Below are 22,424 nucleotides of genomic sequence, written 5' to 3' on the forward strand. Positions count from 1 at the left end.
ATAATCTTCCTCTTATCAATTCAAAAGTCCCCAGCTAGTGAAAAGCATCTTTAAAGTTGTTGCCGTATACTCAGAAATCATATTCCTAATCTGTGAGGCTACCTGTAACCTGTATTGTGTTTTAGGGACAATCCCCCGCCTCCTTGTCCTAATTTATGTCTTCTAATTAACACTTTTCTTCACTTCAGAATAAAATAATCTATGAGTTCTTATTTCTATTATTTAATTTGAAGGGAGAGAGCGCTATGGGTGGAATTGGTAATTTAATTGCTGATCGTTTTAGAGACCAAAGCTTTGATATTGCAAAACAGGATTATAAGTTTATGAGGATTAAAAAAGTAAAGGAGGAAGCAATCAAGAAGTATCCCGATATGGAATTTATTGATATGGATGTTGGCGAACCTGACTTAACAGCAGATAAGAGAATTGTAGAGTTACTATGCAAGGAAGCAGGTAAAAAAGAAAATAGGTTGTATGCCGATAATGGCATCTCGGAATTTCAGAAGGCAGCGGCAAATTATCTCTATGGGGTTTTTGGCATAGATAATCTTGACCCTTATCAGGAGATTCTTCATGGAATTGGGGCAAAGTCTATTCTATCAATGCTACCTTTATGTTTTATTAATCCAGGTGATATTACTTTAACTACCTTACCGAGTTATCCTATTATCGCCACTCATACCAAGTATCTTGGGGGAGTTGTTTATGAGGTTCCATTGACTAAAGCAAATAATTTCTATCCAGATTTTTCTAGTATCCCAAATTTTATTTTATATCGTTCTAAGCTTCTATATATTAATTATCCTAATAATCCCACTGGTCAAGTAGCCACTAAGGATTTTTATCAAAGGGTTGTGGAGTTCGCTCATAAAAATAATATCATTGTAGTGGCTGATTCCACCTATGCTACTATTGTATTTGATGATGAGAAACCCTTAAGCTTTCTATCCATTGTTGGAGCCAAAGATGTAGGTGTTGAAATTCATTCTCTTTCAAAAACCTATAATATGACAGGCTGGCGTATAGCTTTTGCTGCTGGGAATCCTGAAGCAATTGGTATTTTAAGCACTGTAAAGGCTAACTCAGATTCTGGACAGTTTCGTGCTATTCAGAAGGCTGGTGCATATGCTTTAAATCATCCTGAGATTTCTTTATGTAACTGCAACCGTTATTCTAGAAGATTTAATCTTCTCATTCCTGCCTTAAGAGAGATAGGCTTCAGTATAGAAAAACCTAAGGCCACCTTCTACTGCTATCTACCTATTCCTAAAGGAACTCGAGGTGGTATAACATTTAAAGATGCAGAGGACTTCTCCATCTTTTTATTAACCCGTGCTCAAATTTGTACCGTACCATGGAATACCCCAGAACCTTATGTCAGACTATCTGTCACATTTGAGGCTAAAGATTTAGAAGATGAAAAAAGAATTATTAATCTAATAAAAGAACGGTTATTACAACTTGAATTGGTTTTTTAGTACTAAATAAACAAGGGTTAACAGGAATATGTCCTGGTAACCTTTTTTATTATTAACGATGATATTAATAATTTATAAGTTATACCATTTTTTGCTATAACTAGTTTAGATATACAGGGGGGGTTTTTTGGAATAGATACTCAAAGTACTTGTTTCTTTTAAGGCATATTATGATTTGTATTATAGGGGCTAATATAATTTCTAGATTCATATTTTCACATGAAAAACTGGTTATATTCATTACTTGGTGCCTTATTATTGTAGTTAATGATTACCTGAAACATAGGGTTGCTTTTTTAGAAAGAATAGGGGACAAATCACGAATAATGTACAAATTGAAGAACTTCCAATAGAAAATGTATTTACATGGAATTTCTTACACCCAGTATCTACAATGTTTCTAACAAAAAACCGCCGTTACTTATGATACGATTCTCCGTATCGCTGTAACTACGGTTTTTTTATAAGCTGATTTGGGTTGATAATATAACTCCTATATTGCGTATGTATACTATGATACTAAGCACCATTGTACCAATCGATTCAATAACTTCATTCAGAATTTCACTGATATCTTATATATTTAAACTCTGAATTATCTTATAACACTAGGAATTAACACAACATAAATTAGCAAATTTCCAAGACCATGTATAATTACACCAGGCCATATAGACTTATATCTTTGACTTAAATAAGGCACAATCAAGGTTACTGGCAGGAGAGTAATAATCGACCACCTCATAAAGTAATGTATACTAATATTCCAAAGTATTCCATTAACTAACCATGCCCACTTATGAAAATACATTTCCATTCTAGGTAAAGCATAACCTCTCCAAAGAATTTCTTCACAGCCAATATTAACAGTTAGCCATATTGCAAAGAAAAATAAAGAATAATAATTTCCTGATAAGTTCATGCCTAGAAAAGTTTCTAAAGGAATTTCAATTGTCAAATCAGCTCTAAATATATCTGGAAAGTAGTCAGGTACACGAAAGCCCTGTAAAGTAGCAAGTAACGGTGTAGTAAAAGATAAAAGTAGCTCACCAACTTGAGCTATAAGAAAAGCTCCCAGTACAATTAATAATTGTCTTTTATTTAATTTATTTATCCAAAAAAATTCTTTAAAATCAATATCACTTTTTTTAAATTCCATTAAAACAATACTAAGTAATATTAATAAAGGTATCCACAAACAAATAAAAGTTACCCAATGAACTGGTAAATTCAATTCAATTAATGAATTAAATCCCCAAGTAAACATACTGAAAATAACTAGCCCTGGTATACCAAAAAATAATAATGTCTTTTTAAAATCCATTTGTTTGATATTAACACCCCTTAAATTTCATTTGTGTCAAACAAGTTTTGCAAAGTAGATTTTACAATTAATTCTAAGCTCTCATAACATTCCACACCAATCATATTTTGATTGATATATATAAAGAAAAAACTTCTTAAAGTTGCTTCAAATACATTAGTCGATGATTTTAATTTATATCCCATCTGATTAGCTAAGTTAATATAATCTTTAATCTTTCTTTGATCTTGGTAAATGCTACGTTGCTGCTCCTTCAAACTAATTTTCATCCAAATCTCTTGAATCTGCCGAGAATCATTCAGAATAAATAACAACGGTTCATTTTCTAAATATCTAAATAATTTGAGTATATATATTTCCATTGCTTTGGGAAATTTATGTGCGATTGCTAACTTATTTAAATGGTTCATTCCCTCTCTATGAATCTCTAATTCAATGTTCATCAATAAATCAAATACCAAAGATTCTTTGGATGAATAGAAATTGTAAAATGTCCCCTTAGCAATGCCTGCTTTTTCAACGATTTGATCCACACTAGTTTTTTTTATCCCTTGTTTTTCAAACATTTTTTTACTTTCATCTAAAAGTTTCTTCTTAATAACCTGTTTATCCTCTTCAGAAAAATGCTTTGCCATCATGCTCCTCCTGTTCAATGACCAAATTTATATTATAGTCATTGTATCAGTGGTTTTTATGCTTGTCAACTCAATCAGTTTCCTCTTCAATATTTTCGAATTTAATTTACCTTTATAACGTATTTATCATATACTGTAATTTTAAATGGTATCTTCTCCCGAAAACAGAAAACAACCCTTCTGAATTATCCTCAGAAGGGTCGTTGCTATTCTACACATCCTACTCTATTTAATCTATTTCCTTTGTAATTATTTATATTTGGGTTATGATATGGTCTTGAAACCGTACCATAACCCAAACCAAATAAGCACATTCCAGCATATAACCTATTTTCCTTACTTCATATAAGATAATAATTAAAATAGGCCTCATATCCTACGTCTTATACATCAGTATTTACAATGTTTTCAAGAAAAACCGTCGTTACTTATGGTAAGGTTCACCGTATCACTTTACTTGCGGTTTTTTTATATATATTTTGAGTAATGAAGCGAATAATAATTTTCACACAATATACTTATCCTCTTATCACGATTTACGTTTTTATAACAAGTCCAAATAATTTTGAAAAGCCTACCGCTTGCATAGGAGAAACAATGGCACCCCTAATATCTTCAAGGCCTACACCTACTCCTTCAAAATCAGAATTACTCAAGTCTATTCCTGACAAGCTTGTTCCCGACATTTGACTTAGTTTAAAATTACATTTTCTAAACTCAACCTTATCAAATTTACTGTGTTGAGAATTACTATTTTCAAATATACAATCTGATAGGATCACATTTTTCATTCGAATATAATTCATTTGAACAAATTGAGCATTACAGTTATTTATATAAACATTCTGGAGCGTGGCATCATTGAGATTTAAACCCATCAACTTACAATCTATAAACTCAGCTCTATGTATAATTCCCCCAATAAAATTTGCATTTGATAAGTCACAGTTTTCAAATCTTACATCAATAAGCTCTAATAAGTTTAATGTAATACCTTTAAAATCTACTTTATTAAAAATTACACCTTCAAAACCCACTTTATTAGCTTCCTGCGTTTTTATCCTACACTCTGATATATATATATATTCTTAATGATACATTCATCTTCACTATCGACAACTTCCATACATGTTTGCTCAATACCTTTTATAAATTTTGGCTTAATTACTTTTGGAAGAACTTGCTTCTTATTCATGGTATCCTCCCCTTAAACTTATTTTTGTACCTAAATGAAAAACACAGGATTTTATTAAACTCCTATTTCGTAGAGACATGGGAACAAGTTATTATGCCGCTACACTCATTGCCCCCTTACTGTACTATATTGTTTTGTAACATAAAAAATTATATGGAATAAAATAATTAGCACCTACTTAAAAGGGGGTATTGTCATGGGATTGCTAGTTATTTTAGAGAGTGTTCTTTCTTTATTTATTATGATTTTAGTAGGGGTCTATGCTAGCAAGAAAAAAATCATTACTACAAAAATGAATAAAGGATTAACAAATATTCTTATACAGATAGCATTACCCTTTATGATTCTTTCTTCTTTCATTTACACCTATGACAATACTATTAGGTCTAATGTTGTAAAAACATTTTACTATTCTATTATAACTTATATCGTAATTATCATTGTTTCCTACTTGTTGCTACTACCAATAAAGAGGGATAAAAAAACAATATTGCATTTTGCTAACGTGTTTATGAATACAGGTTATGTTGGATTTCCAATACTGAATTCTATCTATGGTGCAGAGGGTATCGTATATGGATCTATATTTAATATGTTTTTCGTAATATTGTTATGGACCTATGGACTTGTACTATTTAAAGGTAGTTTTGATAAGAAAGAATTAAAGAAGGAACTTAAAAAAATTCTTCTAAACCCATCTATTATAGCAGTTTGTATAGGTGCTATCATCATGATATTTAATATTCAATTGTCAGGTGGCCTATTATCCAGTATAGAAGCTATTGGTAATATCACAGGTCCCTTATCTATGATTATTATTGGCGTTATCCTTTCAAATGTTAAAATAAAAAAGTATTTAATAGATTGGACAATATATTATGGAGTAACCACTAAATTAATAATTATACCTGCTATTATCTACTTAATCTCATTGTCAGTAGGAGAACCATCCAAAGCCATAAATACAGTAATTATAATGTCTGCCATGCCAGCCTCCGCCATGACTTCAATACTAGCAGAAAGTTTTGATAAAGAAAAAGAATATGCAGCTGTTATTGTGTCTGTGACCACATTACTTTCTTTAGTTACTGTTACTGTGCTATTAAAAATCATAATATAATTTTAAATCCTATATATTCTTAGTAATTCATTATATCAATTTTATTTTTCTGTGTGATAAATTGTTGTAAACTATGAATAAGTTAGTTCTCTTTTAATTTCCTAAGTTTACTGTAAATTCCTTTGATAATAAATCCTATTAAAGCTCCCAATAGCCAGGGGGCCGAGGCCATAAATAAATATGAATTTGAGCTTAGAAATCCTTTTATTTTATCAATAGTGGTTATTTCTTCGTTATAATATAGAGAAAAGGAAAGATCTACCTCGGGTAATGATTCAAAACTTCCAGTATAGGTTCCGTCTTCTTTTCTGACTAGGTTTACACTGCTGTCTATTATATATGGATGCTCAGCAGGAGGCCTTATCTCAATATTAAGATTATTAAATGATGCCCAGTTCTTTGCAGGATTTAAAATATAGTCAAAGGTATAAAGTGGCTCTGCAGTTTTTGTCTTATCCATGGTGCCCCTAGAATTATAGCTTACACTAACATCATTTGTGCTATGAGGCTGGAAATCTACTACATAAATTAGTACAAAAAATCTTTCCATACCATCAATTAAAAAAAATTCATCAACCCCTAGATTAACCACCTTTTGTTCAATAAGTTCATCCAGTAGTTTTGAACTTAGATTGAATATCTGATTGTCGGCCAGATAATCTAAATAATTAACCTTATTCTTAAATATTTCAATTTCTTTAGTTAGATATTCTCTCATAGATACCTCTTGAGTCCTTATATCAAGTGAATATTGGTCTGTTTTATTTGTGAGCTCCACGTCTGAATATGCATTAAAATTAAACTCTACATCTTGTCCTAGAAGAAATATTTCAAATTCTTCATTCTCCCTAATCCGAGCAATTATACTTTCAGTACCATCCTTTATTTGATATCCATTAAATCCCTTACTCATAATTCTGCTTTTCTCATGATCATAGGTATAATCTATGGTAGCACTTAACTCATCCTCACCAATTGAAACTACATCATATGTATATAAAGTCCCTATCTCATCTAAATTGTAATTTGTAGGGGTATATTCCGAACTACTAATGGACTTTACAATAGAGCTAAAATCCAACTGTTCCTTATTATCCTTTCCTCGGCTTCTAGTATCAAGTTTATTGCCAATAAATACTTCAAAGGGTATTTTCTCATTATTTACTTTAATGTCAATAGCCTCAGGATTAAAATTTTGAATATGAGATATAAAAGGAAATGCCATTTGTACAGTTTGCCTATTTTCAGTGTAATTAGACATGGTGTATTTTGCTGTAACTCGACTAGATATACTATAATAATTATGATCTAAGTATTCATCCCTGGTAAAATCAAATATTAAATCCTCTTTTTCAACTTCAATTGAGCTATTTTCTTCAATTGTCAGAATTCCAGATGATGGATACCCCTTCCAGTAGGTAGGCCCTGCATTTGCATGGGCAAATGTAGGAGTTGCTAATATACAAAACATTAAAATGAATGTTGTTGCTTTTCTCATCTAAATATCCTCCCTTTAAGTTTCTTCGCTACGCTCAGAATGACCAAGATACTATAACACAATAATCTTACTTATCTACTTATGATACGGTTCACCACCCATCATCCTAAACTTTACTAAATATTTGAATTTTTTACATGTTTATGTCACTTACATTAATTCTAATGGGTTGAAACCATACCAATTTAACATTATATTCTCCATCTTTCTGCCCACCCACAAATTATTTAAATTACATTAATTATACAATAATTTTCCAATTTGTGAAATTAAATATCCACATGGTGAGATTATATATTACTTACCACTTTATTCCTAATATGCTATAATGAAACAAATGTTCTTTTAAGATCTTTCTGTATTTAGGAATCAATTTAAATTTGAAATGCAAAGCTATCGTCTGAAGCATATTATGTTGTGATAAATAGTTAAGTTGAGGTGATTTAAATGAAAATAGCAATCTACTCAAGAAAATCAAAATTCACCGGTAAAGGTGAATCTATAGAAAACCAAATAACACTTTGTAAGGAATATGCTAAAAATCATTTTAATGCTGATGAATTTATTGTATATGAAGATGAGGGTTTCTCCGGTGGAAATGTAGATAGACCTGAATTTAAAAAATTGGTTAAAGATGCAGAAAAGAAAAAATATGATATTTTAATCTGCTATAGGTTAGACCGTATTAGCCGTAATGTATCAGACTTTTCTAATACACTCGAATTACTGCAGAAAAACAATATAGCTTTTGTCTCCATTAAAGAGCAATTCGATACTTCTACCCCAATGGGCCGTGCCATGATGTATATTGCCTCCGTCTTTGCACAATTAGAAAGAGAAACTATAGCTGAACGTATTAGAGATAACATGATGCAGTTAGCCCGTACCGGTAGATGGTTAGGTGGTACCTACCCTACTGGGTTTACTAGTGAGCCAATTAACTTTATTGATCAGAACATGAAAGAAAGAAAGCTATACAAATTAATTCCAATCAAAGAAGAGTTAGAGATCATAAAGGTAATATTTGAGAAATATCTAGAATTGCAGTCATTGCAGAAATTAGAGACCTTTTGTTTGCTTAATGGAATCAAAACTAGAAATGGAAATGACTTTCAAAAGCAGACTCTAAAGCAAATACTTCATAATCCTGTCTATGCTACTGCTGATGAATTTATATATGAGTATCTTAATTCCATGGATGCTGATATATGTAACGATAAAGAAGAGTTTAATGGCAAGTTTGCTTTAATGGGCTACAATAAAAGAGACTTAAAAAATACCAGAATGGGTCGTTATAATGAAAAATCTGATTGGATTATTGCTATTGGTAAGCATAAGGGTATCATATCAGGAAAGGTCTGGGTGAAGGTTCAGCAGTTGTTTGATAAAAACAAGTCCAAGGCCCCTCGCAGTGGCACCTCTGCAGCTGCCCTACTCAGTGGTCTGATGAAGTGCTCTTGCGGCAGCTTCATGAGAGTATTATTTGGTCCCAAAAAACTTAACTCAGATGTGAGATATCATTACTATGTCTGTAATAAAAAAGTCATATCTAAAAACACACTATGCAATTCTACTAGATTAAATGGTGGGAAAACTGATGATATTGTTATAGAGAAATTAAAAAAGATCATCTCCCCCACTGTTTTCAAGAGTATAGAAAATGCAAAAAAGGTAAATAAAGATAAAGTAAAGAAAAATAGCTTAATTAAAGAGAAAATAGATAAGAATAAAAAGTCTATAGATAACCTGGTCAAACAAATTGCAGGAAAAGAAGATTCTCTAGCAGCTGAATATTTAATGGCTGAAATCGAGAAGATAGCGAAAGACAATAAAGGATTAGAAAATCAGCTTATTGAAGATAATTCAGATATGGATAACTTTAATCTCGACCTTTTTAAGGAAGCACTCCTTGAATTTAACAGCAAGATAGACGATAGTAAATTTGAGGAGAAAAGAAGGCTTTTAAAGACTATTGTTGATCATATTGAATGGGATGGAAAAGCCCTAAACATTAAAACCCTGAAATTATAACTCCTGCATATTACACAGGAGTTTTATAACTTTTGTCATCATAGTATTAGCTTGCATAAAAGTAATATTGCCTTCAGCATCTTCTTTTATAGATATTAAATCTTCGTATTTAACATCTTGTTTAACAACAACACTGACGGATTCATTAATGGCTCTAGTTGTAATTTCTTGTGCCTTTAATTCACCAATTGCTTGTACTGTAGGCATGATCTTATTATCAATATAGAAAAAACCAAAAGTTAAGACCATCAACATAAAGATGATTATTGTATATATTTTAACTTTTAGATATCTTTTTCTTTTCTTTATGTACAAAATAATCATCTCCTTTTATATAGTATATGTTGGCAATAGGAATATTGTGTGATATCTCTAGAAAGAGTTTTTGACTTTTTTATATAAATTGTGTATAGTAGGATAGATGCTTAACAGTGCATGTTTTTTGTGTTATAATATTACTATTGCTATATATGTTCTAGTCTTTGAAAAACGTATTGTTAAGTAAGTAAAGAAGTGTATAAAAGAGAAATATTTTCAAGGTAGTTTTATTATTATAGGATCCTTTTTATTTTAAGGATGGAGGTATATGTATGTCACAAAAAAAGCAACCAGAAAATACAAGTAATAAATCTATTAAAAAGACAAAAAGGACTAAACTGAGAAGGTTTTTCTTAACCCTTACCATTCTTATTATTTTAGTTGGCTTTATAGGCGCTGGAGCTGTAGTTGGAATTGTAGCTGGTATCATAAAAGATACAGAGCCAATTGATGCTTCTAATATCTATGATAGGCTTGATGAAAGTTCTTTTATATTGGATTCAGAAGGACAAGTTATAGAAAAAGTACAAACCGAAGGTTATAGGGATATCATTGATTATAGTCGAATGCCGGATCATTTAATAAACGCTTTTATAGCTATTGAGGATGAACGTTTTTGGAACCATAATGGTCTTGATTTTAAGCGTATATTCGGAGCAGCATGGACTAATTTAAAAACAGGTTCAAGACAGGGTGCCAGCACCATTAATCAGCAGTTAGCAAAAAACTTATATTTAACCCTTGATCAAACCTATACTAGAAAAATACAGGATATGTACTATGCAGTTCAATTAAACAGACAGCTTTCAAAGGAACAAATATTAGAGGCTTATTTAAATACCATTAATTTAGGTAGTGGTGCTTATGGAGTACAAGCAGCTGCACAGGTATACTTTTCTAAAGATGTACAGGATTTAACTATTGCAGAAGCTGCTCTTATTGCAGGGATTGCTAGAAATCCTTCCCGTTACCCACCAATGAGAACATTGGAAAAACAGCATGTGGATGTAGATAAACATGATATTCTAGATGATAGTCATCCAATATATACTATAGTTTATAATGATGAATTTGAAGGAAGACAACGTTTGGTGTTAAACAATATGAAACGACTAGGCATGATTTCAGAGGAAGAATATAATACTGCTTTAAATGAAGATATTAAAGCTAAGCTTGCCCCAAGTAGATTTACAAGTGAACAAACATCCTCCTATTTTGGAGATTTAGTAAAAGATGAAGTTCTTACTGCCCTTATGAATAAAGGTCATTCAAGAGAAGAAGCTAATAATATGCTGTACTCAGGCGGTTTAAGAATATATAGTACGCTAGATTCAAGAATGCAAAAAATATTAGATGAAGAATATGAGAATCAGGATAATTTTGTTGACCCTCAAGGTCGTCCATTATTAACTGTAGGCGAGGACGGAAATGTACAACCCCAATCTGCAATGGTTATTATGGACCATACAAATGGAGAAATAAAAGCCCTGATTGGTGGTCGTGGAATAACCGGCCGTAAAATCTATAATAGAGCTTTAAGCCCAAGACAACCAGGCTCATCTATTAAACCAATTGCTGTTTATACACCTGCTATAGATTTAGGTTTGACTGCTGCAACAGTGATTGATGATGTGCCAGTTTATTATGATAGAGGTAATCCTACAAGACGTTATCCAGCAAATTATAATCATAAATTCCCTGGACTCTCAACAATAAGAGAAGCAATTCAGAGATCTAGTAATGTTGGTGCTGTTACGACCATTCATCGATTAGGTAACTATAATGATGCTGCAGCCTTTAACATTATGTTTGATTATATGGAAAAAATGGGAATCACTACCGTAGTAAGACCAGAAAATCCTTATGTTACGGCTAATGGAAGAAAGTTTATGGATACTACCTATTCAACTGCCTTAGGAGGAATGACTCACGGTGTATCTCCAGTAGAAATGACTGGTGCCTTTAGTACTTTAGCTAATGAAGGTATTTATACGAAACCTATTACCTTTACTGAAATAAAAGATAAACACGGAAATATGATTTTAGAAAACAAACCAGAGAAACAGCGTGTTGTTTCTCCAGAAGTAGCATATATTATGACAGATATGTTAAAATCTGCTGTCACATCAGGATCAGGCAGTAAAGCACGATTAGACAGTAACAACTCACAAATTCCCGTTGCTGGTAAAACCGGTACAACTAACGATCAAAAAGATGCTTGGTTTGTAGGCTATACTCCTTATTATGTAGCATCTACATGGATTGGTTATGATACCCCTGATAAACTACCACAAGGCAGTGTCATGGCTGCTCAGGTATGGAGTAATATTATGAAGCGAATTCATGCTGACCACAGTCCAAAGGATTTTGAACCAGCTGATAATATCGTAAAGAAAAGTATTTGCACTAAATCTGGAAAATTAGCAACTGAGTTTTGCTCCCTAGATCCTAGAGGTAGTACTGTTAGAACAGAAATCTTTGTGCGGGGAACAGAACCCACAGAATACTGTGATGTTCATGTAATGGCTGACATCCACGTTCCAACTGGAAAACTAGCTACTGAACAAACTCCACCTTGGGAAATTGAGTCTAAAGTATTTATCCAGAGACCAGTACCATATTATCCTGAAAAACACGGGGGCATCGTTCCTGATGATTATATGTATGACCTTCCAAAAGAATACTATGACCCTTTAGTAGATGGATTTGGTTTACCCCCTTATTTAGATGGTTTGCCAGATGATTTGATAGATAATGAAAATCCAGATGATATGTGGCCAGATGATGAGTACTATGAACCATATCTTGACGATCCAATTATTGATTCTATTCCAAATAATAATTAATAACAAAAAGAGCAGAGTTTTCTGCTCTTTTTGTCAATTAACTAAATCCCCCTCACTCCTGTTCAATATTTCCTGTAAAGCCTTTGTTATAATCGGAGCACCTTTTCTCCGATCATCCTTACCTTTCATCTTCCCTATATCACCTATCCCAATAACAATTGGCACATTACACTTTTCTACGATATCTACAGTATCTCCATACAGGATCTTTTTGTTAGTTGCGTTCCCTTCTTTATCAACAGCTTCCTCTATAATGTTGCCATAAGCATCAATTGAAAAATCAGGATGTACACCTTCTACATCCCTCGTATTAGATGCTACTACCACTACCCCAATAACTTCGATAGAAGGATGCTTTATAAGCTGACATAGTATCTTTTCTCCAATTCCCATATTTTCATTTCCTTCATCATCTACCATAACTACTATTGGATCATATTTAGCTTGTTCTACCAGTTCAATAATTTCTTTTGCAGTAATTGGCGTAGGATTACCTGCTGACCTTGAGATACATCTGCCTCCTATGTTTTTCACTGCAGTTTCTATAGTTTTTTTTGCACACATATCACCATCAGTAACTAAAATTACTTTCTTTTTATCACCCATTTTTTTCTCCTTCTACGGTTTTGTTTTAGGATTAAAAATAATAGCCATTAAATAGCCAAATACTATGGCAGCAGTTATACCACCTGAGGTAGCCTCAACTCCTCCAAAAAAAGCGCCTATCAATCCATTTTCTTCTACCCCCTTAAAAGCACCCTTAGCTAAGGAGTAGCCAAACCCTGGTAAAGGAATAGTAGCTCCAGCCCCACCTATTTTTACTAAAGGTTCATAGACACCTATTGCGGTCAATATTACTCCTGCAGTAACAAAAATAATTAGTACTCTAGCAGAAGGGAGTTTTGCTACATCCATCAATAACTGGCCTGCTAGGCAAATTAATCCCCCCACAACAAATGCATTTATATAACCCATAGTGATACACCTCCTAGTTCTTTAGCTGCTTCTAATTGCTACTGCATGAGCAATACTAGGAATTGATTCCCCCTGTTGAATACTGGTGGGAGATAACAGTGCCCCAGTGGAGACTAATAATAAATTCTTGATTTTTTTCTCTATTAATTCTGTATATAGATAGCCACAAAAAACTACTGCTGAACAACCGCAGCCACTGCCTCCAGCATGAGTATCTTGTTTTTCATGATCAAATATCTTAACACCACAATCACTGAAGTTATGACTAACATTAATGCCTTCCTTCATTAGTAAATCTTTGGCAATATCCATTCCTATAACACCTAAATCACCAGTGATAATTAAATCGTAATCACTTGGTGATAAACCGGTGTCACTAAAATGTGTCTTAATGGTATCAACTGCTGCTGGCGCCATCGCGGCTCCCATATTATTAGCATCAAATATACCAAAATCAATAACCTTCCCTATCGTTGCATAAGCAATACTTGGCCCTTTTCCTTTATTAGATAGTATGGCTGCGCCTGCACCTGTTACTGTCCATTGAGAAGTCAAAGGCCTTTGATTTCCTAATTCTAACGGAAATCTAAATTGTCTTTCTGCTGTAGAGAAATGACTAGAGGTTGCAGCTACTGCATAATCACCATAACCCCCATCTATCATCATTGCAGATAAACTTAAGGATTCTGTTAAAGTAGAACAAGCACCAAATAAACCAATATAGGGTATTTGCAGATCTCTAGCAGCGAAGGTTGAAGACATTAATTGATTTAATAAGTCCCCTGCAAAGAAATAGTCTATATCTTTTATTGAAAGTTTTATCTTTGAAGCAGCCGCTTTAACGGTTTCTTCTATCATCTTACTTTCAGCTTTTTCCCAGCTTTTTAAGCCAAATAAATCATCATCCAAAATTGTGTCAAAATGTTGGGCTAAGGGACCTTCCCCTTCTTTTGGTCCTACAATAGCATTTGCTGATATAATTTTAGGGGCTTCTAAAAACTTAATTGTTTGTTTGCCTATTTTTTTATTTAGCATATCCTATTCACCTTATTTTCAAAAAGTAATATAGTATACCTACCACTACAGATGATGTGATACCGTAAACTAAAACAGGTCCTGCTAATACGAACATTCTAGCCGCAATGCCAAATACATATCCTTCTCTTTTAAATTCCATGGCAGGCGCAACAATAGAATTTGCAAACCCTGTTATGGGAACAATTGATCCTGCTCCTGCTCTTTTGCCAATTAGATCGTATACACCTATTCCAGTTAATGATGCTCCAATAAAAATCATGATTAATATTGTTGCATTAGTAGCATCTAGATGACTTAGATTTAAAGCGGCTTCAATCCTATTATGAATAAATTGACCAATAGTACATATCAGTCCACCCACAATAAAAGCCCAGGTACAGTTTTTTAAATAATTCGGTTTAGGTATTTTATCTTCAATAAATTTTTCATAATCACTTTGAGATGGTTGGTTTTTTTTCATTACGTCACCTCTAAATCTACATAATTTAATTATCTTAATTCATTTGCCTTTTTTTTATCCTCTAATTTATCCAGATTTATATGGATTGATTTATTTTCAAACTGATGAATTACTTTTTTCTCTTCCAAATTTTCTAACTTCATAGGATTAATTTCTAACCTGTTATGATAACCTTTGTTTATTTGCATATATCATTTCTCCTTTACTTATGTATTACCATCCAATGTATAAAAGATCCAACTGTTTTTCCTAATATTAAAGCATATACAATGTGAAAAACATATTCTTCTATTTGAAACCTTCTTACAATTACTGGAATTACATTCATAACTTCTGCTAAAGCTGAAGCTAATAACCCTATAAAAATCCCCATAAAAAATCCAACGATGATAACAAATGCTACACCTGTATTTATGCCCATTTTAGCTAAAGAAAAAAATGCTGCTAACGCTGCACTATAAATAATTACATCTTCATAGATTGATATATAATTATAGGTTTTAGTTAGTTGTGCTAATCTTGGGATAATATCTAATAGAGTAAGCAAAGCAACAATGCCACTGCCTACAATAATCCCATTGGAAAACCCTATGATTGGTAATATGATCAACTCCATTATAATCCCTTCTATTTAGTATGTTTCTCACTATTATTTTTTATGTATTGGTCCAAATTTTCTTGATACAAGTGGACCTCTACTTCTAACGGACTTGGTTCATTATTAATACGCTTTCTAAAAATATGATTAAAAAATACTGACATTCCAACACCTATACCTAAAGAATATGGTATTTGTAAAAGCAAAAGATTATCACTTTCTTTACCAGTTATAATTCGATAAATTGTTTTTTGTGTTTCAGGCATATCTACATCTGAGTGAAAATTAATAATAGCAGTTGCAGCTCCTACAAAAAGCAAAAAACAAACTAATATCACTCTTATTAACTTACCTTTACTGTCTTCTCTATTGCTTTTATGCTGAAAGCTTACTAATATGTCTGTTTCTCCAATTACACTAATATTTGAATTTGGAAATTGAAGATTAATTAAAGAGATAATTGAAAATACAGAAATTATGAAAGTATTCTTTATTTTTTTATCTTGAATCTTATATTCAATGTTCTCAATTTCTTTTCTTAAGTTATAATCACTACTATAGATATCCATTAAGTCCTTTAGTAATATAGGCTGATTTTTTTCTAGCTTTACTTTTTTTTTTGATTGGATATATATTATATTATCCATTGTAATCCTCTGAGTTTTCAATAGATTGTCCATATAATACTAAATCCGCCCTATCAGGAGCTTCTTTTATCTGTCTATTGCTAAAAAAATACCATGTTCCTAAAATCAATAACAAAATTCCAATAGTTATAATAATATGTCTAAAATTTTTTATTAAACTCGTCATATAATCACCTTCCTTAACTTATTATGATCCAAAAACTTTTTTTAATTCTTTTTATAATTTGATAAAATTTATAACCTAATAATCTATGGGTTAATAAATAAAAAAGAAGCCATTATGGCTTCTTCATTAATTCCTTCATAATCTGCAATACTTTTTTTTCAATTCTCGATACCTGAACTTGAGATATTCCTAACACCTCAGCAATTTCTGTCTGCGTTTTATCTTTAAAATACCTTAAAATAATAATCTGACGTTCTCGTGGTTCTAATTTTGCTAATGTATCCTGTAGCAGTATTCTATCAATAACCTCAGTATCATTTAATGAATCATCTTTGCTAATTTTATCCATTAAATATATTGGTGAACCATCATCGTGATGAATAATATCAAACAAATATTCTGGATGGGCATTAGAATCTAATGCCATTACAATTTCTTCCTTTTCAATATGTAAATCATCTGAGATTTCCTGCAAAGTCGCCTCTCTTCCTAATTCTTTAAAGAGCTTCTCCTTTGTGATTTTAACCTTTGAAGCTGTTTGTTTTAAATTTCTAGAAACTTTAATAATTCCATCATCTCTTAGAAAACGCTTTATTTCTCCAACAATCATTGGAACTGCATAAGTAGAAAACTTAACATCATAACTGGAATCAAATTTTTTTATAGCTTTAATAAGTCCAATACATCCCAGTTGAAATAAATCTTCCTTTTCATAGCCTCTGTTAGTAAATCGATTAATCATGCTACGCACTAACCCTAAATTATGACTCACCAATATTTCCTGTGCCTTCATGTCTCCCTTCTGTGCCTTTTCAATCAATTTCATCGTTTCTTCATGTTCTAATATTTCGTTATATTCCCCTGAAAATGCTGGTATATTCATTTTATCTACCCCTTAATCTTCATCCAGGCTTTTGAACTTTTTAGTCATAGAAATTTTAGTTCCCTTTCCCATTTCAGAATTAACTTCAACTGTATCCATAAAGGTTTCCATCACTGTGAAACCCATACCTGAACGTTCTAGCTCAGGTTTGGAAGTATATAAGGGTTCTCTTGCCTTTCCAATATCCTCTATGCCTTTACCTTTATCTTCTACTATAATTTCCAATTCATTATCATTTATTCTACATATTATCGTTACTAGTTCATTTTTATCGTCATAACCATGAATAATGGCATTGGTTACAGCTTCGGATACTGCTGTTTTTATATCGGAGATTTCCTCAATAGTCGGATCCAATTGGGCAGCAAATGCTGCTACAACGACTCTAGCAAAGGCTTCATTCTGAGACTTGCTGTGAAATTCTAATTTCATATAATTTTTATATTCCATGATATTACACTCCTTTACATACATTTAAGAGCATCCTTTTGATTTTTGTATTTATCAATAATACGATACAGCCCAGCTAAATTAAATATCTTATCTACTTTTTCTGATACTTCTATTACTGCAACCTTACCCCCAAATTTATTAATGTTCTTATACCGCCCAATAATAACACCTATACCTGAACTATCCATAAAATTCAATTCTTTTAAGTTAAAAATTAAATTTCTCGATCGTTTATTGGAAATCATTTCATCTAATTCTACCCTAATTTTCTCCGCAACATGATGATCCAATTCACCTTGTAACTTTACAATAAGTGTATTATCAATATTTTCATAATATAATTGCAATGTCCTTCCCTCCTTTTAAATTGATGACTACTATTTCTAGATATAAACAAATTATTCCTTCAAAGAAAAACCACTACTTTTGTTGCTTTATTAAAGATTTTGTTGAATATAATATAACATCGTTCATTAGCTAGTACTATACTAGAAAAACTAGATTAAGATTTTTTAAAAATACTGTATACAATATACAGTATTTTGTGTTATAATTTCCTTGAAGATAATAATTTCATTAAAGGAGTGATCCAGGTGATGAATACCTATAGAAATGACAAAGGCAAGTGGATTGAAGATATAGATGTTAGAACCTTTATACAGGCTAACTATTCTCCCTATTATGGAGATGATAATTTCTTACAAAGCTCTACTCATGCCACTAATGAGCTATGGAATAGAGTTTTAGGATTAATGGAAGAAGAAAGAAAAAACAATGGTACCTTAGATATAGATGTTGATACGATTTCTACAATTATATCCCATAAGCCAGGATATATTGATAAAAATCTTGAAAAAATTGTTGGATTGCAAACAGATGCACCTCTTAAAAGAGCTGTTATGCCTTATGGTGGTATTCGAATGGTAGATAGTGCTTGTAAAGCCTATGGCTATAAATTAAATCCACAAATTAAGGATGTCTTTTATAAATATCGAAAAACTCACAATGATGGTGTCTTTGATGTCTACACAAAAGAAATGTTAGAGGCTAGAAAAGCTGGTATTATTACGGGGCTTCCTGATGCCTATGGTAGAGGTCGAATTATTGGAGATTATCGAAGAGTGGCTCTCTATGGAGTAGATAGACTAATAAAAGACAAAGAGCAACAAAAGATTTCTCTGGAATTAGATTGTATAAATGAAACAACGATGCAGCTTAGAGAGGAAATACAGGAGCAAATCAATGCATTAAAAGAGTTAAAAGAAATGGCTGAGACATATGGATTTGATATTTCTAATGCTGCTACCAATGCCTTTGAAGCCATTCAATGGGTCTATCTTTCTTACTTAGCTGCCGTTAAGGAGCAAAATGGAGCGGCTATGAGTTTAGGTAGGGTTTCGACCTTCTTGGACATTTATATTGAAAAGGATATTGCTTCAGGTAATCTAACTGAAGAAGAAGCTCAAGAGTTAATTGATCATTTTGTAATGAAGTTACGAATGATTAGATTCTTAAGAACACCCGAATACAATGATCTTTTTAGTGGAGATCCTACTTGGATAACCGAATGTATTGGTGGAGTTGGTTTAGACGGGAGGCCTTTGGTAACAAAAACTTCCTTTAGAATTCTTCATACTTTGTATAACTTAGGGCCAGCACCTGAACCAAACTTAACCGTATTGTGGTCCAAACAACTGCCGGAAGCATTTAAAAGCTTTTGCTCAAAGATTTCCATTGATACAAGCTCTTTACAATATGAGAATGATGATTTAATGCGTCCTTATTGGGGAGATGATTACGGTATTGCCTGCTGTGTATCAGCTATGCCAATAGGTAAACAAATGCAATTTTTTGGAGCTAGATGCAATTTAGCTAAAGCCCTGTTGTACTCTATTAACGGTGGTAAAGATGAATTATCTGGCAAGCAAGTTGGTCCTAAGTTTGAATCCATTACAACTGATTATCTAGACTACGATGATGTTATGGAGAAGTTTAATACATTTATTGATTGGATTGCTCGGTTATATGTTAATACATTGAATGTTATCCACTATATGCATGATAAATATGCTTATGAAAGGATTCAAATGGCCCTCCATGATCGCGATGTTATTAGAACTATGGCTTGTGGTATCGCTGGGTTATCTGTTTGTGCAGATGCATTAAGTGCAATAAAATACGCAAAGGTAAAGGCTATTAGAAATGAACATGGTTTAGCGGTTGATTATGAAATAGATGGAGATTTTCCTAAGTATGGAAATAATGATGACGCTGTTGATAAAATAGCAGAATCTCTTGTAACAAGATTTATGGATTCCATAAGAAAAAACAAAACCTATAGAAATGCTATTCCCACTCAATCTGTATTGACAATAACTTCTAATGTTGTTTATGGTAAAAAAACAGGAAATACACCAGACGGAAGAAAAGAAGGGGAGCCTTTTGCTCCAGGTGCAAATCCAATGCATGGTCGAGATATTAAAGGTGCGTTAGCCTCCTTATCCTCTGTCGCTAAGCTTCCATACAAAGATGCTCAGGATGGTATTTCCTACACCTTTTCCATCGTACCTAAAGCCTTAGGAAAAACGTTAGAAGATAGAATAAAAATTTTAACATCTTTGCTTGATGGCTATTTTGTCCAAGGCGGACATCACATTAACGTGAATGTATTTGATAGAGAAACATTGATAGATGCTATGAATCATCCTGAAAAATATCCTCAATTAACGATTCGTGTTTCTGGCTATGCTGTTAACTTCATTAAGCTAACAAAAGAACAACAAATTGATATTATCCATAGAACCTTCCATGGCTCTATGCAATAAATCTAATGTAAGGAGGATTTTCTTATGTCTTTAGAAGGAAGAATTCATTCGGTTGAAACTTTTGGTACTGTTGATGGTCCTGGTATTCGTTATGTTATCTTTTTTCAAGGCTGCCCTTTAAGATGTAAATTTTGTCATAATAGAGACACTTGGAATATACAGGATGGTAAAGAGATCACTGTTGCAGAGTTAGTGAATGACATAAAAAAATATATTCCTTTTATGGATTCTTCTGGTGGTGGGGTAACGATTAGCGGTGGAGAACCTACTCTTCAGTTGGAGTTCTTATTAAGTTTGCTAAAGGAGCTTAAAAAATATAATATTCATACTTGCTTAGATACCTCTGGTTTTGTTCATCTTAATTCTGATATGGATGAGATCTTAAAATATATTGATTTGGTATTATTAGATTTAAAGCATATCGATCCTATAAAACATAAGAATTTGACTGGAGTTAGTAATGATAAGATATTATCTTTTGCAAAATATCTAAACGCAAAAAAAGTAGATATATGGATTCGCCATGTTGTTATTCCTGCTGTTACGGATGAGGAAGTTGACATAAAAAGTCTAGCTGAATTTATCTTTACTCTAAATATTGTGAAAAAAATCGACTTATTACCTTATCATTCGATGGGAAAATTTAAATGGCTAAGTACCCAAGGGTTTTATCCGTTGGAAGAAATAAGGGAAGCTACTGATGCAGATGTTTTGCGGTTTAAAAACATTTTGTATCGATATTTGTATAAATATGATTTAATTGCCGTATAATTGCCTAGGAGAGTCTTATAGTAGTTAACACTATAAGACTTTTTCTATTTCTAGATAATCAAATTCAACTTTGCACTTCATTAAATTATCGGCTATACTAGTATTGTATTACTAAAGAATACATAATAAGGAGGTTCTATATCATGTCATTTACAATCGGTGTGATAACTGCCAGTGATAAGGGTTCTGTTGGAGAACGAAAGGATACAAGTGGTCCTCTAATAGCTGAGCTTTTAAAGGATATTGGCGGTATCTTAAAAGAATATATTATCGTACCTGATGAAAGAGAAAAAATAGCAAATGCCCTTAGATCCATGTGTGATGATGCTAACATAGATGTAATTTTTACCACGGGTGGAACAGGGTTCTCCCCTAGAGATGTTACCCCTGAAGCGACACTTGATGTGGTGGATAGGCTTGCTCCTGGTATATCAGAGGCAATAAGAATGAAAAGCCTCAGTATTACGCCAAAGGCTATGTTATCTCGAGCTGTGTCAGGCATTAGAAAACAAACCTTAATTATCAACCTACCAGGAAGTCCTAAGGGTGTTAGAGAAAGCTTGGAAGTGATTCTACCTGCCCTTTCTCATGGTATTGGTATCCTAAAAGGTGTCGAAGGAGAATGTGGTAATGATCATAAAAAATAAGCACATTGAATGTGCTTATTTTTTTATTCTTCTTCCCTAAGGAAGTCTCCTGATTTTCCACCTGTCTTTTTTACTAATTTAATCTCAGTGATTTTCATTCCTCGATCTACTGCTTTACACATATCATAAATAGTAAGGGCCGCTACTGAAACAGCAGTTAATGCTTCAATTTCAACTCCCGTTTTTCCGGTAGTCCGTACGGTAGCTTGTATATTTATTTTATTATTCTCTTGGTCAATATTAAAATGAATATCCGCGCCAGTTAAGGTAATATTATGGCACATAGGAATCATGTCACTTGTTTTTTTAGCTGCCATAATCCCAGCAACCTGAGATACTGCTAAAACATCACCTTTACTAATATTATTATTCATGATTTTTTTTAAAGTTTCTGGCATCATATATATACTTCCCTGAGCTATAGCTTCTCTTTTTGTATTTAGTTTATTACCTACCTCCACCATTTTTGCTCGACCCTCTTCATTAAAGTGCGTAAAGTCGTTCATTATTCTACCT

General features: G+C 32.5%; 25 protein-coding genes. 7 read left to right on the forward strand and 18 right to left on the reverse strand.

Going from position 1 to position 22,424, the window contains the following annotated elements; genetic code table 11:
* Window positions 1-245: 245 nt before the first annotated feature.
* Entirely contained in the window at window positions 246-1,478 is a 1,233-nt protein-coding gene (locus CHB72_RS10420; protein ID WP_089282828.1) for an LL-diaminopimelate aminotransferase, read from the forward strand.
* A gap of 595 nt (window positions 1,479-2,073) precedes the next feature.
* Here CHB72_RS10420 and CHB72_RS10425 read toward each other — a convergent pair.
* The 4 genes from CHB72_RS10425 to CHB72_RS26505 form a co-directional block, all read right to left on the reverse strand.
* Window positions 2,074-2,802: a CPBP family intramembrane glutamic endopeptidase gene (locus CHB72_RS10425; RefSeq protein ID WP_089282829.1), complete on the reverse strand. Its 729-nt coding sequence runs from the start codon at window positions 2,800-2,802 to the stop codon at window positions 2,074-2,076.
* 20 nt (window positions 2,803-2,822) lie between these two features.
* Window positions 2,823-3,437, reverse strand: a complete 615-nt coding sequence (locus CHB72_RS10430) for a TetR/AcrR family transcriptional regulator (protein ID WP_176431313.1) — start codon at window positions 3,435-3,437, stop codon at window positions 2,823-2,825.
* Window positions 3,438-3,973: 536 nt separating this feature from the next.
* Window positions 3,974-4,474: a pentapeptide repeat-containing protein gene (locus CHB72_RS10435; RefSeq protein ID WP_089282831.1), complete on the reverse strand. Its 501-nt coding sequence runs from the start codon at window positions 4,472-4,474 to the stop codon at window positions 3,974-3,976.
* Between the two features lie 20 nt (window positions 4,475-4,494).
* Entirely contained in the window at window positions 4,495-4,632 is a 138-nt protein-coding gene (locus tag CHB72_RS26505) for a hypothetical protein (protein WP_176431314.1), read from the reverse strand.
* Window positions 4,633-4,828: 196 nt separating this feature from the next.
* Between CHB72_RS26505 and CHB72_RS10440 the strand changes: the two genes are divergently transcribed.
* Window positions 4,829-5,752, forward strand: a complete 924-nt coding sequence (locus CHB72_RS10440) for an AEC family transporter (RefSeq protein WP_089282832.1) — start codon at window positions 4,829-4,831, stop codon at window positions 5,750-5,752.
* A gap of 82 nt (window positions 5,753-5,834) precedes the next feature.
* Here the strand turns inward: CHB72_RS10440 and CHB72_RS10445 are convergent, their stop codons facing one another.
* Window positions 5,835-7,250 (reverse strand): hypothetical protein, encoded by a 1,416-nt coding sequence (locus CHB72_RS10445; RefSeq protein ID WP_089282833.1) that lies wholly within the window; start codon window positions 7,248-7,250, stop codon window positions 5,835-5,837.
* Between the two features lie 447 nt (window positions 7,251-7,697).
* On the opposite strand from CHB72_RS10445, the gene CHB72_RS10450 reads away from it, so the two are divergent.
* Window positions 7,698-9,281 (forward strand): recombinase family protein, encoded by a 1,584-nt coding sequence (locus CHB72_RS10450; protein ID WP_089282834.1) that lies wholly within the window; start codon window positions 7,698-7,700, stop codon window positions 9,279-9,281.
* Here CHB72_RS10450 and CHB72_RS26510 read toward each other — a convergent pair.
* Complete coding sequence (locus tag CHB72_RS26510; RefSeq protein ID WP_176431315.1) at window positions 9,276-9,596, reverse strand: hypothetical protein; 321 nt, start codon at window positions 9,594-9,596, stop codon at window positions 9,276-9,278. The two genes, CHB72_RS10450 and CHB72_RS26510, sit on opposite strands and share 6 nt — an antisense overlap.
* Before the next feature lie 275 nt (window positions 9,597-9,871).
* On the opposite strand from CHB72_RS26510, the gene CHB72_RS10460 reads away from it, so the two are divergent.
* Complete coding sequence (locus tag CHB72_RS10460) at window positions 9,872-12,445, forward strand: transglycosylase domain-containing protein (protein WP_089282835.1); 2,574 nt, start codon at window positions 9,872-9,874, stop codon at window positions 12,443-12,445.
* Window positions 12,446-12,478: 33 nt separating this feature from the next.
* On the opposite strand, the gene CHB72_RS10465 is transcribed toward CHB72_RS10460, so the two are convergent.
* The 11 genes from CHB72_RS10465 to spoIIAA form a co-directional block, all read right to left on the reverse strand.
* Entirely contained in the window at window positions 12,479-13,051 is a 573-nt protein-coding gene (locus CHB72_RS10465) for a stage V sporulation protein AE (RefSeq protein WP_089282836.1), read from the reverse strand.
* Between the two features lie 12 nt (window positions 13,052-13,063).
* Window positions 13,064-13,420 carry a stage V sporulation protein AE gene (gene spoVAE, locus CHB72_RS10470; RefSeq protein ID WP_089282837.1) on the reverse strand — a complete coding sequence of 119 codons (357 nt, stop codon included), beginning with the start codon at window positions 13,418-13,420 and terminating at the stop codon, window positions 13,064-13,066.
* A gap of 21 nt (window positions 13,421-13,441) precedes the next feature.
* A complete protein-coding gene (gene spoVAD / locus CHB72_RS10475) occupies window positions 13,442-14,455 on the reverse strand; it encodes a stage V sporulation protein AD (RefSeq protein WP_089282838.1) in 1,014 nt (337 codons plus the stop codon).
* 7 nt (window positions 14,456-14,462) lie between these two features.
* Window positions 14,463-14,918, reverse strand: coding sequence for a stage V sporulation protein AC (gene spoVAC / locus CHB72_RS10480; protein WP_089282839.1), 456 nt, complete (start codon window positions 14,916-14,918; stop codon window positions 14,463-14,465).
* A gap of 29 nt (window positions 14,919-14,947) precedes the next feature.
* On the reverse strand, window positions 14,948-15,106 hold the full coding sequence (locus CHB72_RS26515) for a hypothetical protein (protein WP_176431316.1): 159 nt from the start codon (window positions 15,104-15,106) through the stop codon (window positions 14,948-14,950).
* Window positions 15,107-15,120: 14 nt separating this feature from the next.
* Window positions 15,121-15,534: a stage V sporulation protein AB gene (locus tag CHB72_RS10485; RefSeq protein ID WP_089282840.1), complete on the reverse strand. Its 414-nt coding sequence runs from the start codon at window positions 15,532-15,534 to the stop codon at window positions 15,121-15,123.
* A gap of 11 nt (window positions 15,535-15,545) precedes the next feature.
* Window positions 15,546-16,163 carry a stage V sporulation protein AA gene (locus CHB72_RS27750; RefSeq protein ID WP_089282841.1) on the reverse strand — a complete coding sequence of 206 codons (618 nt, stop codon included), beginning with the start codon at window positions 16,161-16,163 and terminating at the stop codon, window positions 15,546-15,548.
* The gene (locus tag CHB72_RS26520; RefSeq protein WP_176431317.1) at window positions 16,156-16,329 is read right to left on the reverse strand and encodes a hypothetical protein; all 174 of its coding nucleotides are present in this window, start codon (window positions 16,327-16,329) and stop codon (window positions 16,156-16,158) included. Before CHB72_RS26520 ends, CHB72_RS27750 begins: the two co-directional genes overlap by 8 nt.
* A gap of 112 nt (window positions 16,330-16,441) precedes the next feature.
* Entirely contained in the window at window positions 16,442-17,212 is a 771-nt protein-coding gene (gene sigF, locus CHB72_RS10495) for an RNA polymerase sporulation sigma factor SigF (RefSeq protein ID WP_089282842.1), read from the reverse strand.
* 12 nt (window positions 17,213-17,224) lie between these two features.
* On the reverse strand, window positions 17,225-17,662 hold the full coding sequence (spoIIAB, locus tag CHB72_RS10500) for an anti-sigma F factor (RefSeq protein WP_089282873.1): 438 nt from the start codon (window positions 17,660-17,662) through the stop codon (window positions 17,225-17,227).
* A gap of 14 nt (window positions 17,663-17,676) precedes the next feature.
* Complete coding sequence (gene spoIIAA, locus CHB72_RS10505) at window positions 17,677-18,012, reverse strand: anti-sigma F factor antagonist (RefSeq protein ID WP_089282843.1); 336 nt, start codon at window positions 18,010-18,012, stop codon at window positions 17,677-17,679.
* Between the two features lie 249 nt (window positions 18,013-18,261).
* On the opposite strand from spoIIAA, the gene pflB reads away from it, so the two are divergent.
* The 3 genes from pflB to CHB72_RS10520 all read left to right on the forward strand — a co-directional run bounded on the left by pflB (window position 18,262) and on the right by CHB72_RS10520 (window position 21,908).
* Window positions 18,262-20,490, forward strand: a complete 2,229-nt coding sequence (gene pflB / locus CHB72_RS10510) for a formate C-acetyltransferase (RefSeq protein ID WP_089282844.1) — start codon at window positions 18,262-18,264, stop codon at window positions 20,488-20,490.
* Window positions 20,491-20,514: 24 nt separating this feature from the next.
* Window positions 20,515-21,261 (forward strand): pyruvate formate-lyase-activating protein, encoded by a 747-nt coding sequence (gene pflA / locus CHB72_RS10515; RefSeq protein WP_089282845.1) that lies wholly within the window; start codon window positions 20,515-20,517, stop codon window positions 21,259-21,261.
* A gap of 143 nt (window positions 21,262-21,404) precedes the next feature.
* Entirely contained in the window at window positions 21,405-21,908 is a 504-nt protein-coding gene (locus CHB72_RS10520; RefSeq protein ID WP_089282846.1) for a MogA/MoaB family molybdenum cofactor biosynthesis protein, read from the forward strand.
* A gap of 23 nt (window positions 21,909-21,931) precedes the next feature.
* On the opposite strand, the gene moaC is transcribed toward CHB72_RS10520, so the two are convergent.
* A complete protein-coding gene (gene moaC, locus CHB72_RS10525) occupies window positions 21,932-22,414 on the reverse strand; it encodes a cyclic pyranopterin monophosphate synthase MoaC (RefSeq protein ID WP_089282847.1) in 483 nt (160 codons plus the stop codon).
* Between the last annotated feature and the right edge of the window lie 10 nt (window positions 22,415-22,424).

This window comes from Anaerovirgula multivorans (assembly GCF_900188145.1).
Classification (GTDB): domain Bacteria; phylum Bacillota; class Clostridia; order Peptostreptococcales; family Natronincolaceae; genus Anaerovirgula; species Anaerovirgula multivorans.